This is a genomic window from Maribacter sp. BPC-D8, from assembly GCF_035207705.1.
In the GTDB taxonomy this organism is placed as follows: Bacteria; Bacteroidota; Bacteroidia; order Flavobacteriales; family Flavobacteriaceae; genus Maribacter.
Genome location: NZ_CP128187.1, coordinates 168,476 through 185,518, shown reverse-complemented (window position 1 = coordinate 185,518; position 17,043 = coordinate 168,476). Strand labels below are relative to the sequence as shown.

14 protein-coding genes and 5 tRNA genes are annotated in these 17,043 nt (G+C 35.4%); 1 reads left to right on the top strand and 18 read right to left on the bottom strand.

From position 1 onward, the window contains the following. The first annotated feature begins 182 nt into the window (after nucleotides 1-182). Entirely contained in the window at nucleotides 183-1,772 is a 1,590-nt protein-coding gene (locus QSV08_RS00815; RefSeq protein ID WP_324025731.1) for a peptide chain release factor 3, read from the top strand. A 32-nt stretch (nucleotides 1,773-1,804) separates the two neighbouring features. Here the strand turns inward: QSV08_RS00815 and QSV08_RS00810 are convergent, their stop codons facing one another. The 18 genes from QSV08_RS00810 to rpsU all read right to left on the bottom strand — a co-directional run bounded on the left by QSV08_RS00810 (nucleotide 1,805) and on the right by rpsU (nucleotide 16,970). Further along, on the bottom strand, nucleotides 1,805-2,119 hold the full coding sequence (locus QSV08_RS00810) for a DUF3467 domain-containing protein (protein WP_073247363.1): 315 nt from the start codon (nucleotides 2,117-2,119) through the stop codon (nucleotides 1,805-1,807). Between the two features lie 56 nt (nucleotides 2,120-2,175). Continuing rightward, nucleotides 2,176-6,474 (bottom strand): DNA-directed RNA polymerase subunit beta', encoded by a 4,299-nt coding sequence (gene rpoC / locus QSV08_RS00805; RefSeq protein WP_324025730.1) that lies wholly within the window; start codon nucleotides 6,472-6,474, stop codon nucleotides 2,176-2,178. A gap of 63 nt (nucleotides 6,475-6,537) precedes the next feature. Beyond that, on the bottom strand, nucleotides 6,538-10,347 hold the full coding sequence (gene rpoB / locus QSV08_RS00800; RefSeq protein WP_324025729.1) for a DNA-directed RNA polymerase subunit beta: 3,810 nt from the start codon (nucleotides 10,345-10,347) through the stop codon (nucleotides 6,538-6,540). Between the two features lie 132 nt (nucleotides 10,348-10,479). Next, a complete protein-coding gene (rplL, locus tag QSV08_RS00795; RefSeq protein WP_324025728.1) occupies nucleotides 10,480-10,857 on the bottom strand; it encodes a 50S ribosomal protein L7/L12 in 378 nt (125 codons plus the stop codon). 51 nt (nucleotides 10,858-10,908) lie between these two features. Then, entirely contained in the window at nucleotides 10,909-11,424 is a 516-nt protein-coding gene (rplJ, locus tag QSV08_RS00790) for a 50S ribosomal protein L10 (protein WP_073247354.1), read from the bottom strand. Between the two features lie 25 nt (nucleotides 11,425-11,449). Beyond that, complete coding sequence (gene rplA, locus QSV08_RS00785; protein WP_324025727.1) at nucleotides 11,450-12,139, bottom strand: 50S ribosomal protein L1; 690 nt, start codon at nucleotides 12,137-12,139, stop codon at nucleotides 11,450-11,452. 18 nt (nucleotides 12,140-12,157) lie between these two features. Then, the gene (gene rplK, locus QSV08_RS00780) at nucleotides 12,158-12,595 is read right to left on the bottom strand and encodes a 50S ribosomal protein L11 (protein WP_027067854.1); all 438 of its coding nucleotides are present in this window, start codon (nucleotides 12,593-12,595) and stop codon (nucleotides 12,158-12,160) included. 78 nt (nucleotides 12,596-12,673) lie between these two features. Beyond that, nucleotides 12,674-13,225 (bottom strand): transcription termination/antitermination protein NusG, encoded by a 552-nt coding sequence (gene nusG, locus QSV08_RS00775; RefSeq protein ID WP_073247351.1) that lies wholly within the window; start codon nucleotides 13,223-13,225, stop codon nucleotides 12,674-12,676. 8 nt (nucleotides 13,226-13,233) lie between these two features. Then, complete coding sequence (gene secE / locus QSV08_RS00770) at nucleotides 13,234-13,422, bottom strand: preprotein translocase subunit SecE (RefSeq protein ID WP_036155945.1); 189 nt, start codon at nucleotides 13,420-13,422, stop codon at nucleotides 13,234-13,236. A gap of 55 nt (nucleotides 13,423-13,477) precedes the next feature. Next, a tRNA-Trp gene (locus tag QSV08_RS00765) sits at nucleotides 13,478-13,553 on the bottom strand. Nucleotides 13,554-13,652: 99 nt separating this feature from the next. Then, nucleotides 13,653-14,840 carry an elongation factor Tu gene (tuf, locus tag QSV08_RS00760; protein WP_324025726.1) on the bottom strand — a complete coding sequence of 396 codons (1,188 nt, stop codon included), beginning with the start codon at nucleotides 14,838-14,840 and terminating at the stop codon, nucleotides 13,653-13,655. A gap of 55 nt (nucleotides 14,841-14,895) precedes the next feature. Then, a tRNA-Thr gene (locus QSV08_RS00755) sits at nucleotides 14,896-14,967 on the bottom strand. A gap of 71 nt (nucleotides 14,968-15,038) precedes the next feature. Continuing rightward, nucleotides 15,039-15,111: transfer RNA gene (locus tag QSV08_RS00750), tRNA-Gly, on the bottom strand. A gap of 47 nt (nucleotides 15,112-15,158) precedes the next feature. After that, nucleotides 15,159-15,240 (bottom strand) — tRNA-Tyr (locus QSV08_RS00745). Between the two features lie 27 nt (nucleotides 15,241-15,267). Further along, a tRNA-Thr gene (locus QSV08_RS00740) sits at nucleotides 15,268-15,341 on the bottom strand. Nucleotides 15,342-15,445: 104 nt separating this feature from the next. After that, on the bottom strand, nucleotides 15,446-15,748 hold the full coding sequence (gene hpf / locus QSV08_RS00735; protein ID WP_324025725.1) for a ribosome hibernation-promoting factor, HPF/YfiA family: 303 nt from the start codon (nucleotides 15,746-15,748) through the stop codon (nucleotides 15,446-15,448). A 47-nt stretch (nucleotides 15,749-15,795) separates the two neighbouring features. Continuing rightward, on the bottom strand, nucleotides 15,796-16,689 hold the full coding sequence (locus QSV08_RS00730) for a tyrosine-type recombinase/integrase (RefSeq protein ID WP_416382044.1): 894 nt from the start codon (nucleotides 16,687-16,689) through the stop codon (nucleotides 15,796-15,798). An 86-nt stretch (nucleotides 16,690-16,775) separates the two neighbouring features. After that, a complete protein-coding gene (gene rpsU / locus QSV08_RS00725; protein ID WP_027067859.1) occupies nucleotides 16,776-16,970 on the bottom strand; it encodes a 30S ribosomal protein S21 in 195 nt (64 codons plus the stop codon). Nucleotides 16,971-17,043: the final 73 nt, after the last annotated feature.

The following is a 17,043-nucleotide window of genomic DNA, read 5'->3' as shown; positions in this document are numbered from 1 at the left end:
CATTTCAATTTTATTTACGATGAAATCTTAGTAAAAGATCATAGAATATTGAAAACATTAACCTGTACAAACCTAACACCCATTTAATCAAATAAATACAAATAATAATAATTTAAAATTATCATACCTACACTCTAAATGTTAAGAATTGAATTTATATTACTTTTGCACAAATTTTGTATATGACCTTTAAGCAAGAAATAGAACGTAGAAGAACCTTCGGAATAATTTCTCACCCAGATGCAGGTAAAACTACACTAACTGAAAAATTATTACTTTTTGGTGGTGCGATTCAAGAAGCAGGCGCTGTTAAGAATAATAAAATTAAAAAGACAGCAACTAGTGATTTCATGGAAATTGAAAGACAAAGAGGTATTTCGGTTGCCACTTCTGTTCTTGCATTTAACTACAAGGATAAAAAAATCAACATACTAGATACGCCTGGTCATAAGGATTTCGCTGAAGATACTTTTAGAACATTAACTGCAGTAGATAGTGTTATTGTTGTAATCGATGTTGCAAAAGGTGTTGAGGAACAAACAGTTAAATTGGTTGAAGTTTGTCGAATGCGTAAAATACCAATATTGGTGTTTATAAATAAAATGGACAGGGAAGGTCAAGATGCTTTTGACCTACTTGACGAATTAGAACAAAAACTAGGTCTTTCTGTAACTCCGCTAAGTTTCCCTATTGGTATGGGATATGACTTTAAAGGCATTTACAATATTTTCGAAAAGAATATTAATCTATTTAGTGGCGATAATAAAAAGAACATTGAAGAAACAATAGCATTTGATGATGTAACTAATCCTGAATTGGATAAAATTATAGGAAACAAGGCCGCAACTGAACTAAGAGAAAACCTAGAATTGGTTTGGGGTGTCTACCCAAGTTTCGATAAAGAGCTTTATTTAAAAGGAGAACAGCAACCTGTATTTTTTGGTTCTGCATTAAATAACTTCGGAGTAAGAGAGCTCTTAGATTGCTTTATTCAAATTGCCCCTACTCCACGTTCAAAGAATGCTGAAGAACGACTTGTAGCAGCGAACGAAAAAGAAATGACAGGGTTTGTCTTTAAAATTCACGCCAATATGGACCCCAAGCACAGAGACCGTCTTGCATTTATAAAAATTGTCTCTGGTACTTTTGAACGTAACAAACCATATTTACATGTAAGAAATGGTAAAAACTTAAAATTCTCTAGTCCGAATGCATTTTTTGCCGAAAAGAAAGAAATAGTAGACATCTCATACCCTGGAGACATTGTAGGGCTTCATGACACTGGTAATTTTAAAATAGGTGATACATTAACCGAAGGAGAAATTTTGCACTACAAAGGTATTCCTAGCTTCTCTCCTGAACACTTTAGATATATCAACAATGCTGACCCTATGAAGTCTAAACAACTTAATAAGGGCATTGACCAGTTGATGGATGAAGGTGTCGCACAATTATTCACCTTAGAACTAAATGGAAGAAAAATAATTGGAACTGTCGGTGCTTTACAGTTTGAAGTGATACAATATAGGCTTGAGCATGAATATGGAGCTAAATGTAGCTACGAAAACTTTAATGTACACAAAGCCTGTTGGGTAGGTACTGAAAATAGAAAAACAGATGAATTCAAAGAATTTGAACGCGTAAAGCAAAAATTCTTAGCAAAGGACAAAAAAGGACAACTGGTTTTTCTAGCAGACTCTCAATTTTCTTTGCAAATGACACAGCAAAAATATCCATCGGTAAAATTTCATTTTACTTCTGAATTTGAATAAAAAAAAGCCCAACTTTTAAAGTTGGGCTTTTTTTATGCTTCTCCAGTCGGACCAAAATTCATAGGTATCGAAGGTTGTTCATAATCCTTTATAGTACCATTAGCTTTTTCAAACCGTTGTACATTATCATTCAATGCTTTTAAAAACTTTTTAGCATGTTGCGGGGTAAGTATAATTCTACTCTTCACCTTAGCCTTTGGAGCTCCAGGCATCATACTTATGAAATCAACTACAAATTCAGAAACTGAATGATTAATAATGGCTAGATTGGAATAAATACCTTCTGCCATCTTCTCATCCAATTCAATATTAATTTGTTTTTGATTCGGATTTTTATTGTCACTCATAATATAGTTTTATTAAAAAAATAACCCCCAAATAAAATTTGAGGGTTACTATAAAGTTAGAATCTTAATGCCTCTTTTCTGGCCATTATTTCATCATATTCTTCTTTGGATCCAACGATAATGCTTTCGTAGTCTCTCATACCCGTACCAGCCGGAATTTTATGACCAACGATTACATTTTCCTTAAGACCTTCTAATGTATCAATCTTACCACTTACAGCAGCTTCATTCAACACTTTAGTCGTTTCTTGGAACGATGCAGCAGAGATAAATGATTTCGTCTGTAACGATGCTCTAGTAATACCTTGTAGAATCGGAGTAGCAGTTGCTGATACAGCATCTCTTGCTTCAACCAATGCCTTATCACCACGTCTCAATAAAGAATTTTCATCTCTCAACTCTCTTGGAGTTACAATTTGACCTGGTTTAAGGTTATCAGAATCACCTGCTTCCATTACTACTTTCTTACCAAAGATTCCATCATTCTCCATTATGAAATCATCTTTATGAATCAATTGATTCTCTAAGAAGATAGTATCACCCGGATCTTGAATTCTTACTTTACGCATCATCTGTCTAACAACTACTTCGAAATGCTTATCATTAATCTTCACACCTTGAAGTCTATAAACTTCCTGAACTTCGTTTACTAAGTACTGCTGTACTGCAGAAGGACCTTTAATTTTCAAGATATCTTCTGGAGTAATTGAACCATCTGATAATGGCATACCTGCTCGTACATAATCGTTCTCTTGAACTAAGATTTGATTAGAAAGTTTCACTAGATATTTCTTCACCTCACCTAATTTAGACTCAATGATGATTTCTCTATTACCTCTCTTTATCTTACCAAAAGAAACAACACCGTCAATTTCAGATACAACAGCTGGGTTTGATGGATTTCTCGCTTCGAATAATTCAGTAACTCTTGGAAGACCCCCAGTAATATCACCTGCTTTTGCAGATTTACGTGGAATCTTAACCAATATTTTACCTTCTTTAATCTTATCGCCATCATCTACCATAATGTGAGAACCTACAGGTAGGTTATACGAACGTAATGTTTCACCTTTAGCATCTTGAATCAATAATGTTGGAATCAACTTCTTGTTTCTAGATTCAGAAATTACTTTCTCTTGGAAACCAGTTTGCTCATCAATTTCAACTTGATAAGTAATACCTTGCTCAATATTCTCATAAGCTATCTTACCTGGGAATTCTGAAACGATAACACCGTTATATGGATCCCAAGAACAAATAACATCACCCTTAGTAACCTTAGCTCCGTTTTCAACAAATAATTGAGAACCGTAAGGAATATTACTTGTACTTAAAGTAATACCTGTTTTAGCATCTACTACTTTTATTTCACTAGTTCTAGAAATTACGATTACAGCAGGTTTACCGTCTGAACCTTCTCCAGTTACTGTTCTTAAATCTTCGATCTCAGCAACACCAGAGAATCTTACTTCTAGTTTATTATCTTCAGAAATGTTACCTGCAATACCACCTACGTGGAATGTTCTAAGTGTAAGTTGTGTACCTGGCTCCCCAATTGATTGAGCAGCAACAACACCAACAGCTTCACCTCTTTGAACCATCTTATTAGTAGAAAGGTTTCTACCATAACATTTAGCACAAATTCCTTTTTCAGCCTCACATGTAAGTGCTGAGCGAACTTCGATTTTTTCAACCGGAGAAGCTTCAACTCTTTTAACATCAACTTCCATAATTTGCTGACCCGCTTGAAGAATTAACTCTTCAGTCATTGGGTTATACACATCATGTAATGAAACACGACCTAAAATTCTTTCTCCTAAAGTTTCAACAATCTCTTCATTCTTCTTAAGCGCCTTAACTTCTACACCTCTTAGAGTTTCACAATCTTCAGTGTTAATAATAACATCTTGAGAAACATCAACTAGTCTTCTAGTTAAATAACCCGCATCCGCCGTTTTCAAAGCTGTATCGGCAAGACCCTTACGAGCACCGTGAGTAGAAATAAAGTATTCAAGAATTGAAAGACCTTCCTTAAAGTTAGAAAGAATCGGGTTTTCAATAATTTCACCACCACCGGCAGTAGATTTTTTAGGCTTAGCCATCAAACCACGCATACCTGTTAATTGACGAATTTGCTCCTTAGAACCCCTTGCACCAGAATCAAGCATCATATACACTGAGTTGAAACCTTGTTGATCCTCACGGATACGTTTCATAGCCAACTCTGTTAACTGAGCGTTAGTTGATGTCCAAACATCAATAACTTGATTATATCTCTCGTTGTTGGTTATTAGACCCATATTATAGTTAGCCATAATACCATCAACTTGAACATTGGCTTCACCAATCATATCCATCTTCTCAGCAGGAATAATAATATCCCCTAAACTAAAGGACAATCCACCTTTAAAAGCGAATTCATAACCCATAGTTTTAATCTTATCTAAGAATGCAGCTGTAACCGGTACACTTGTTACTGCTAAAATATCTCCAATGATATTTCTTAAGGCTTTCTTATTTAAAACCTGGTTAATATAACCAGCTGCTTCAGGTACATGATTATTAAATAATACACGACCAACAGTGGTAGGTATTATTTGATAAACCAACTCACCCTCTTCATTAAAATCTTTTGCTCTAACTTTTATTCCTGCATTAAGATTTACCATGCCTTCATTGAAAGCAATCTCAACCTCTTCTGCTGAATAAAAAGTCAAACCTTCACCTTTAACTGGAACTTCTGGTGTTGATTTACGCTCTTTGGTCATGTAATACAGACCCAAGACCATATCCTGTGATGGTACCGTAATTGGTGAACCATTCGCAGGGTTTAATATATTCTGAGAAGCAAGCATTAACAATTGCGCTTCTAAGATTGCCTCTGGCCCTAATGGTAAGTGAACCGCCATTTGATCCCCATCAAAATCCGCATTAAATGCAGTACATGCTAATGGGTGAAGACGAATCGCTTTACCTTCTATTAATTTAGGCTGGAAAGCTTGAATACCTAAACGGTGTAATGTAGGAGCCCTGTTTAATAAAACCGGGTGACCTTTCAATACATTCTCTAAGATATCCCAAACTACAGGCTCTTTTTTATCTATAATTTTCTTCGCAGATTTAACTGTTTTTACAATTCCTCTTTCAATTAGTTTTCTAATTACGAAAGGTTTGTACAATTCAGCTGCCATATCTTTTGGAAGACCACATTCGAACAAGTTCAATTCTGGTCCAACAACAATTACCGAACGTGCAGAATAATCAACACGCTTACCAAGTAAGTTTTGACGGAAACGACCTTGCTTACCTTTCAAAGAATCTGAAAGTGATTTTAATGGTCTGTTAGATTCAGTTTTTACAGCAGATGCCTTTCTTGTGTTATCAAACAAAGAATCGACAGCTTCCTGAAGCATACGTTTTTCATTACGTAAAATTACCTCTGGCGCCTTTATCTCTACTAATCTTTTAAGACGGTTATTACGAATAATTACCCTTCTATAAAGATCATTTAAATCTGAAGTCGCAAAACGACCACCATCTAATGGAACTAATGGACGCAATTCTGGTGGTATAACCGGAATTACTTTCATAATCATCCACTCTGGCTCGTTTTCTCTATTCTCTTGAGATTCTCTTAATGCCTCTACAACCTGTAAACGTTTTAAGGCTTCAGTTTTACGTTGCTTAGACGTTTCAGTATTTGCCTTATGTCTTAACTCGAAAGAAAGTTCTTTAAGATCTATTCTACCTAATAAATCAATTAAACACTCTGCTCCCATTTTAGCAATAAACTTGTTTGGGTCAGAATCTTCTAAATATTGATTCTCTTGAGGAATAGTATCAATAATATTTAAATACTCTTCTTCAGTTAAGAAATCCATTTTTTGAATTTCTTCACCTTCAGGACCTTTAGCAATACCTGGTTGAATTACTACATAACGCTCGTAGTAAATAATCATATCCAATTTCTTGGATGGCAAACCTAATAAGTATCCTATTTTGTTCGGTAAAGAACGGAAATACCAAATATGAGCAACTGGTACTACCAAGTTAATATGACCTACACGGTCTCTTCGTACTTTTTTCTCAGTAACCTCTACACCACAACGGTCACATACGATACCACGGTAACGTATACGTTTATATTTACCACAAGCACATTCATAATCCTTTACAGGACCGAAAATACGCTCACAGAACAAACCATCGCGTTCTGGTTTGTGAGTTCTATAGTTAATTGTTTCAGGCTTTAAAACTTCACCTCTAGACTCTGCCAAAATAGATTCTGGCGAAGCTAATCCTATTGAAATTTTATCGAACCTTTTTATTGGGTTATTATCTTTTATTCTAGCCATAATAGCGTGCTGATAATGTTTTAATTTGTTTTACTTAATAGTTCTTCAATATAAAATATTGAACTATTCCTCAAGTCTAATATCCAAACCTAATCCCTTAAGTTCGTGCATTAAAACGTTGAAAGATTCTGGTAAACCAGGCTCAGGCATAGTTTCACCTTTAACGATAGATTCATAGGTTTTAGCTCTTCCGATAACATCATCAGATTTAACCGTTAAAATCTCACGTAAAGTTGCCGATGCACCATATGCTTCAAGTGCCCATACTTCCATCTCTCCAAAACGCTGACCACCAAATTGAGCTTTACCACCCAATGGTTGTTGTGTAATTAATGAATATGGTCCTATAGAACGTGCATGCATCTTATCATCTACCATGTGTCCAAGTTTCAACATATAGATTACACCTACTGTTGCTGGTTGATCAAAACGTTGTCCCGTACCACCATCATATAAGTATGTATGTCCAAATCTTGGAATACCCGCTTCGTCAGTATAAGCATTAATTTGATCTAATGTAGCACCATCAAAAATAGGTGTTGCATACTTTCTACCAAGCTTAAGACCTGCCCAACCTAATACGGTTTCGTAAATTTGACCAATGTTCATACGAGAAGGTACACCCAATGGATTAAGAACGATATCAACAGGAGTTCCATCTTCTAAGAATGGCATATCTTCATGACGTACTATTCTTGATACAATACCTTTGTTACCGTGTCTACCTGCCATCTTATCACCAACTTTCAGCTTACGCTTCTTAGCAATATAAACTTTAGCCAACTTCATAATACCAGCTGGTAATTCATCACCAACAGATATTGTAAACTTATCTCTTCTCAAGTTACCTTGTAAATCGTTAAGTTTAATCTTATAGTTATGAAGTAAATCTGCTACTAATGAATTAGTCTCGTTATCTGTAGTCCAGCTTCCACCAACTAAGTGAGCGAAATCATCAACAGAATTTAACATCTTCATTGTATACTTCTTACCCTTAGGTAATACCTCTTCACCTAAATCATTAAGAACACCTTGAGAAGTTTTACCATTAACTATAGTAAATAATTTCTCAACAAGAACATCTTTCAATTCTTGGAATTTTACTTCATATTCTAATTCTAATTTAGAAAGCTCTTCTTTATCTTCCGAACGTTTTCTCTTATCTTTTACAGATCTAGAGAATAATTTCTTATCAATAACAACACCTCTTAAAGAAGGAGAAGCTTTTAAAGAAGCATCTTTTACATCACCAGCTTTGTCACCAAAAATAGCACGTAATAATTTTTCTTCAGGAGTTGGATCAGATTCACCTTTTGGAGTAATCTTACCAATTAGAATATCACCAGGCTTAACCTCTGCACCAATTCTAATCATACCATTTTCATCAAGGTCTTTTGTAGCCTCTTCAGAAACGTTTGGTATATCATGTGTAAGCTCTTCAGCTCCTAATTTAGTATCTCTAACATCTAAAGAATATTCATCAACATGAATAGAAGTAAATATATCTTCACGAACAACTTTTTCAGAAATTACAATTGCATCCTCAAAGTTATATCCTTTCCAAGGCATGAACGCTACTACTAAGTTTCTACCTAGTGCCAACTCTCCTTTTTCAGTTGCATAACCTTCACAAAGAACTTGTCCTTTCTTAACTCTATCTCCTTTTTGTACAATAGGTTTTAGGTTAATGTTAGTACCTTGGTTAGTTTTTCTAAACTTAACTAAGAAATACGTTTTGCTATCATCTTCAAAGCTGATTAATCTTTCGTTATCAGTTCTATCATATTTGATAGTAACTTTCTGAGCATCTACATACTCTATAACCCCATCACCTTCTGCATTAATCAATACTCTAGAATCTGAAGCAACTTGGCGCTCTAAACCTGTACCAACAATCGGTGATTGTGGTTTCAATAAAGGAACTGCCTGACGCATCATGTTAGATCCCATCAAAGCCCTGTTCGCATCATCATGTTCCAAGAAAGGAATTAAAGATGCAGAAATAGATGCAATTTGATTAGGAGCAACATCTGTATATTGAATTTCTGATGGATCTACAACAGGGAAATCACCTTCTTCTCTAGCAATAACCTTTTCAGCATCAATAGTACCATCTTCTTTCATAGGAATGTTTGCTTGCGCAATCTTCATTCCTTCTTCTTCCTCTGCACTTAAATAAGTAAAGTTCTTATAATCAACAACAGAATCTGTAACTTTTCTATAAGGTGTCTCTAAGAAGCCCATTGGGTTTACTTTCGCAAACACAGATAATGAAGATATCAAACCAATGTTCGGACCTTCAGGAGTTTCAATAGGACATAAACGACCGTAGTGTGTATAGTGAACATCACGTACTTCGAAACCAGCACGCTCTCTAGATAAACCACCTGGACCTAATGCCGATAGTCTTCTCTTGTGCGTAATCTCTGCTAGTGGATTCGTTTGATCCATAAACTGAGATAACTGATTCGTACCAAAGAAAGAATTAATAACAGAAGACAATGTCTTCGCATTAATCAAATCTATAGGTGTAAATACTTCGTTATCACGAACGTTCATACGCTCACGAATTGTTCTTGCCATACGCGCAAGACCAACACCAAACTGAGAAGATAATTGTTCACCTACTGTTCTAACACGACGGTTAGATAAGTGATCAATATCATCAATCTCTGCTTTTGAGTTAATTAACTCAATTAAATATTTTATTATAGTAATGATATCTATTTTGGTCAAGACTTGCTTGTCCATACCAATATCCAACTGTAATTTCTTATTCATTCTATAACGACCAACTTCACCTAAGTTGTAACGTTGATCAGAAAAGAATAATTTATCAATAATACCACGTGCTGTCTCCTCATCTGGCGGCTCAGCATTTCTTAATTGACGATAAATATGCTCAACGGCTTCTTTTTCAGAGTTCGTTGGATCTTTTTGTAATGTATTATGTATAATTGCGTAATCAGATTGCGCATTATTTTCTTTATGTAAAAGAACAGTCTTTACATCTGCATCAATAATCTCTGCAATATGTTCTTTTTCTAAAATAGTATCACGATCTAGAACAATTTCATTACGCTCAATAGATACTACCTCACCAGTATCCTCATCAACGAAATCTTCATGCCATGTATTCAAAACTCTAGCCGCTAATTTACGACCAAGTACTTTTTTAAGTCCGGCATTAGAAACCTTTACTTCTTCCGATAGGTCGAAAATCTCTAATATATCTTTATCACGTTCGAAGCCAATAGCTCTAAACAATGTAGTAACCGGTAATTTTTTCTTTCTATCGATATAAGCATACATAACGCCATTAATATCGGTAGCAAATTCTATCCAAGAACCTTTGAAAGGTATTACTCTTGCAGAATATAATTTTGTTCCATTTGCATGGAAAGACTGTCCAAAGAATACACCAGGAGAACGGTGTAACTGAGAAACAACAACCCTTTCTGCTCCATTGATAACGAAAGTACCACTTGGAGTCATATAAGGAATCGTACCTAAATACACATCTTGTACAATTGTTTCGAAATCCTCATGCTCAGGATCCGTACAATACAATTTTAAACGTGCTTTTAAAGGAACGCTGTAAGTAAGACCACGTTCGATACATTCTTGAATAGAATATCTTGGTGGATCTATGAAATAATCTAAAAATTCCAATACAAACTGATTTCTAGTATCAGTGATTGGAAAGTTTTCCATGAAGGTGTTATAAAGACCTTCATTACCTCTTTCATCTGATTTAGTCTCTAGTTGAAAAAAGTCTTGGAAAGATTTAATCTGAATATCTAAGAAATCCGGGTAATCCGGTGTGTTTCTTGCGGAAGCGAAGCTTATTCTTTCAGTATTATTTGTGAACATCTACGGACAGTGTTTTGATCGTGAGTACTAAATGAGTAGTATACCTCTTAATATACCTAATTCTATAAAATGGCTTAGGTCTAAACGCAAAAAGCGCAAAGACCTAAACCAAAAGTAATATGGTTGTTGCTATTATTTAAGCTCAACTTCTGCTCCAGCTTCTTCCAATGATTTTTTGATACCTTCAGCTTCATCTTTAGTAACAGCTTCTTTAACAGCTTTTGGTGCGCTATCAACGATATCTTTCGCATCTTTCAAACCTAAACCAGTTAATTCTTTAACCAATTTAACAACTGCTAATTTAGAAGCACCTGCTGCTTTCAAAATTACATCAAATTCAGTTTTTTCTTCTGCTGCTTCACCAGCGTCAGCACCACCACCGGCAGCTACTGCTACAGCTGCTGCTGCAGGCTCAATACCGTATTCATCTTTTAATATATCAGCTAACTCGTTTACTTCTTTAACTGTTAAGTTAACTAATTGTTCTGCGAAATCTTTTAAATCTGCCATTTTCTATCGTTTAATAAAATTTTTAAAATATACTTAGTTTATTGTGCGTTCTTATCTTTCAGATAATGTTTTAAGGATACCAGCGATTTTTCCACCACCAGATTTAAGACCAGAAATAACATTCTTGGCTGGAGATTGTAACAATCCAATAATTTCGCCAATCATCTCTTCTTTAGACTTAATGCTAACTAAAGCATCCAAGTTTTCATCACCTATGTAAATTGCTTCTTCAACAAAAGCTCCTTTTAATAAAGGTTTCTTAGATTTTTTTCTAAAATTCTTTATCAATTTTGCAGGAGCATTGGCTACATCAGAAAACATAAGAGAAGTATTCCCTTTTAATGTCTCTGGTAATTCACCAAATTCTTTCTCAGAAGCTTCCATCGCTTTTGCAAGCAATGTATTCTTAACTACAGCTAGTCTAATATTAGCTTTGAAACAAGCTCTTCTTAAATCAGAAGTTGTACCTGCGTCTAAACCTGAAATATCAGCCACATATATTGTGGTGCTATCTGCCAACTGCGTAGTCAAATCTTTTATAACCGTTGCTTTTTCTTCTCTTGTCATACTTTTAATTTTTAACTACCAGCTATTAAACTGACTTTGGATCTAATTGCAAACTAGGACTCATTGTGCTAGACATGAAAATTGATTTCATGTAAACACCTTTAGACGCAGTTGGCTTCATCTTATTCAAAGTATCTAACAACTCATTAGCATTATCTGCTATTTTATCAGCAGAAAAAGAAGCCTTACCTATCGCAGCGTGTACAATACCAGTTTTATCAACTTTAAAATCTATTTTACCTGCCTTTACTTCAGATACAGCTTTTGCTACATCCATAGTTACAGTTCCTGTTTTTGGATTCGGCATTAAACCTCTTGGTCCTAATACTCGACCTAAAGGACCTAATTTACCCATTACACTTGGCATAGTGATGATAACATCAACATCTGTCCAACCGTTTTTTATTTTTTCCAAATACTCATCTAACCCAACATAATCAGCACCTGCTTCTTGAGCCTCTGCTTCTTTGTCTGGTGTTACCAAAGCCAAAACCTTAACATCTTTACCAGTTCCGTGAGGTAATGTTACCACACCACGAACCATTTGATTAGCTTTTCTTGGATCTACACCCAAACGAATCGCTAAATCTACAGATGCGTCAAATTTTGTATTGGTTATCTCTTTAATTAAAGCTGAAGCTTCAGTAACAGAGTATAATTTATCTTTCTCTATTTTAGAATGCGCTTCTTTTTGCTTCTTAGTTAACTTTGCCATTTAATTACTTTTAAGATTTTAAAAAGGTTTCTTTCCTGCTACCTTCATACCCATAGAACGTGCAGTACCAGCTATCATACTCATAGCAGATTCTACTGTAAATGCGTTAAGGTCAACCATTTTATCTTCGGCGATTGCCTTGATTTGGTCCCAGGTAACACTACCTAATTTTACTCTGTTAGGTTCGCCAGATCCTTTTTTAATCTTAGCCGCTTCCAATAGCTGAATTGCCGCCGGTGGAGTTTTTACAACAAAGTCGAAAGACTTGTCCTTGTAAACGGTGATAACAACTGGTAATATCTTACCTGGTTTATCCTGTGTACGAGCATTAAACTGCTTACAGAATTCCATAATGTTAACACCAGCAGCTCCTAAGGCAGGTCCAACCGGTGGCGATGGATTCGCTGCACCTCCCTTAACTTGTAGTTTAACTACTTTACCTATTTCTTTTGCCATTGTTTAAAATTAAATTAAAAGTGTGTTTACGGAAGCAACACTACTTTAATTATATGTATGTAACACTTACTCTAATACTTATACTTTTTCTACTTGCATGTAACTAAGCTCTAAAGGTGTTTTTCTTCCGAAAATTTTCACCATAACCTCAAGCTTACGTTTTTCTTCATTTATCTTCTCAACAGTACCATTGAAGCCATTAAAAGGACCATCAATTACTTTTACCGTTTCACCAAATACAAATGGGATAGCAACACTATCTGTATTAACAGCTAGTTCATCTACCTTACCAAGCATTCTATTTACTTCATTCTTTCTTAAAGGAACAGGATCCCCTCCTTTTGTTTCCCCTAAAAAACCAATAACATTAGTTATAGATCTAATAATATGCACCATTTCTCCACCTAAATTAGCTTTGATCATGATATAACCAGGAAAATAAACTCTTTCTTTATTTATCTTCTTGCCATTTCTAATCTGAATAACCTTTTCAGTAGGAACAAGAACATCTTCTAAATAGTCAGAGAAACCATGACGCTCTACTTCACTTTCAATGTATCCTTTGATCTTATTCTCTTGACCACTGACAGCTCTTACAACGTACCATTTTTTATCCAATACTTCTGACATAGTCCTATCTAGTTTAAAACGAAGTTGAAATAAGATTTAATCACTTTACTAAAGACCGTATCTACTCCCCAAGTTGCCAAAGCAAAAAGGATAGAAAACACAGCTACAATAACCATCAAGTTAGATGATTCTGCACGTGACGGAAGAGTAACATTATTCCTTAACTCTTCAACGGATTCTTTTATATATGTGAACATTTAAATTCTTTTTACAATTTCAACAAATAGGATACCTATATTCCAAATTCTATTGTGGCACGGGAGGAGAGACTCGAACTCCCGACACCTGGTTTTGGAGACCAGTGCTCTACCAACTGAGCTACACCCGTATGAATAGTGATAATTAAATCACCTATTCTATTATTTGCATGTAAAGGTGTCCCGCTTGAGCAAGACACCCTTAAACACAATACTCTTTTAGATTAAAATTAATCTATAATCTTAGTTACCTGACCAGCACCTACTGTTCTACCACCTTCACGGATAGCGAAACGTAAACCAATACTCAAAGCAATAGGCTGAATAAGATCCACTGTAATAGTAAGGTTATCACCTGGCATTACCATTTCAACTCCTGAAGGAAGAGAAATGTTACCAGTTACATCTGTAGTTCTTACATAGAACTGTGGACGATAATTATTATGAAATGGTGTATGACGACCACCTTCTTCTTTTTTCAATACATAAACCTCAGCTTCAAACTTAGCATGTGGCTTAACAGAACCTGGCTTACAGATTACCATTCCACGGCTAATTTGTGACTTTTCAACACCTCTTAACAAGATACCTACGTTATCACCAGCCTCACCTCTATCTAAAATCTTACGGAACATTTCAACACCAGTAACAGTAGAAGTCAATTTCTCAGCTCCCATACCGATAATCTCAACTGGATCACCTGTATTTGCTACACCAGTTTCAATACGACCAGTTGCAACAGTACCACGACCAGTAATTGTAAATACATCTTCAACAGGCATTAAGAAATCTTTTTCAACATCTCTCTTAGGTAATTCGATCCAGCTATCAACAGCATCCATCAATTCCATTACCGTATCAACCCATTTTTGCTCACCGTTCAATGCACCTAATGCAGAACCAGCGATTACAGGTCCATTATCACCATCATACTCATAAAAAGAAAGTAATTCTCTTACTTCCATCTCAACAAGCTCGATTAATTCCTCATCATCAACCATATCCACTTTATTCATGAATACAACCATTCTTGGAATACCTACCTGACGACCTAATAAGATATGCTCACGAGTTTGTGGCATAGGACCATCTGTAGCAGCAACAACTAATATAGCACCATCCATTTGAGCAGCACCAGTAACCATGTTCTTCACATAATCCGCGTGACCAGGACAGTCAACGTGTGCGTAGTGACGATTAGCTGTAGAGTACTCTACGTGTGATGTGTTAATTGTAATACCTCTTTCTTTTTCCTCAGGAGCGTTATCGATAGAATCGAAACTTCTCAATTCAGAAAGGCCTGCATTTGCCAAAACAGTAGTAATAGCAGCAGTCAATGTAGTTTTACCGTGATCCACGTGTCCAATAGTACCTATATTTAAGTGCGGTTTGGAACGATCGAAAGTTTCCTTTGCCATGTTTAATGTATTTTATTCTTAGTTTATATTAGTGTACAAATTTATACCATAATTGAGCCAATGACGAGAATTGAACTCGTGACCTCTTCCTTACCAAGGAAACGCTCTACCCCTGAGCTACACCGGCGTAAAGTGTCGAACCCACCCAAAAGATAGATTCCTGCCTTCGCAGGGATAACATTACTGTCAAATTTATAGAGCGGGAGACCGGGTTCGAACCGGCGACATTCAGCTTGGAAGGCTGACGCTCTACCAACTGAGCTACTCCCGCTTATAATATTACAATATTTCAATAAAATTCTTTAGAAAATAGTTTTGTGGGGAGAGCAGGATTCGAACCTGCGAAGACGTAGTCAGCAGATTTACAGTCTGCCCTCGTTGGCCGCTTGAGTATCTCCCCTCAAACTAATATTTTAAAGAACTTAAGAGCCGATGGAGGGACTCGAACCCACGACCTGCTGATTACAAATCAGCTGCTCTAGCCAGCTGAGCTACATCGGCTTGTTTTATAACTTTTATCGTCATAAAAAAGCCCGCTATTTCTAACGGACTGCAAATGTATACTAGTTTTTTGTTTATTCAAAACAAATTTTGAAAAATTTTCATCAAGCTTGTAATCTTATTTTCTCTTTTTGTTTTATTAGCCTACGTTCCAGCGCACTACATGCAGAGTCTACAGCCTCTTCAAATGATTTACATTGCTTTTTTACAACAAATTTATCCTTAGGTATCGTAATCTTAATTTCTACTATTTTATTTTCTTTAGCACTAGTCTTCTCTACTTTCATATAAACATCTGAGCTAATTACCTTAGAATAAAAGGTTTCCACCTTATCAAGCCTATTTTGAAGGAAATCAATCAACTTATCGTCTGCATTAAAATTTACCGATTGCGTATTTACTTTCATAGTCAGAAAATTTATGGCTTTAAGAATTTAGCCTGATTATACAATAATTATTTGTTTCCCCTAGGATGAGCCTTTGCATGAACCTTTTTCAACTCTGCTATACTGTTATGTGTATACACCTGAGTAGATGCCAAACTAGAATGACCCAACAACTCTTTAACAGCATTTAAATCTGCACCCTTATTCAAAAGATGTGTTGCAAAGGTGTGCCTAAGAATATGCGGGCTCGTCTTTACCTTTGAGGACACCTCTCTAAAGTACTTTTTTATTAATCTATAAACAAGAGTTTCATACAATTTATTGCCTGATTTCGTTAAGAACATAAATTTATCGTCGACCACCTCATTCAGTTTTTTATGATCTAATAGATATTTTATAAATTTTTCTTTGGTTTCAGCTAGCATAGGTATAATTCTCTCTTTATTACGCTTACCCAAAATTTTTATAGTCATTGTTTCAAAATCTACATCTGACACTTTCAAGGCAATAACCTCTGCCCTACGCATACCCGTAACATACAGAACATGTATTAACAACTCATCTCTTATGCCCTCAAAATCTTGTGTATATTCTATTTGTGAAAGCACATTTTCCATTTCTACTTCAGAAAAAGGAATCTCAACTTTCTTTGCAGTCTTTAAAGCCCTATGCTTACTCAATGGATTAATCTCAGATACCTCAATTTTTTGAAGAAACTTGAAATAAGCTTTTAATGACGATATTTTTCGATTTATAGATCTATTGTTGATTTTTCTTTCTGATAATTCAACAATCCAAAATCGAACAATGTTATATTCCACGATATCAATATCGCTTATATCGTAATTAGACAAGCAGAAAGTACTAAATTCAAGAATATCATTCTCGTACGCCTTTGTAGTATGCGTAGAATAATTTTTCTCTAAGTCTAGATAAGAAATAAACTCTGTTAAAAACATCATCTAAAGGTATCAAAGTTTTAGGTCTGTTGAGATTTGAGCAAAAAAAATCCCGCAATTTGCGGGATTTTTATTTTATAAAACAAAATTTAGATTTCTTCTTGATCTCTAAGACCTTGAATGTACTCTGCTTTTTGTATCTGTGCTCTACGAACAACTGACGGCTTATTAAACTGTTGACGCTTACGTAACTGTCTCATTGTACCTGTCTTATCGAACTTACGTTTGAAACGCTTTAAAGCTCTATCGATGTTTTCTCCTTCTTTTACTGGTATTATTAACATGGGCTAAACCTCCTCTCTTTTGTGATTAAGGCTGCAAATATAACAACTATATTGAAACAGGCAACCTTTAAAC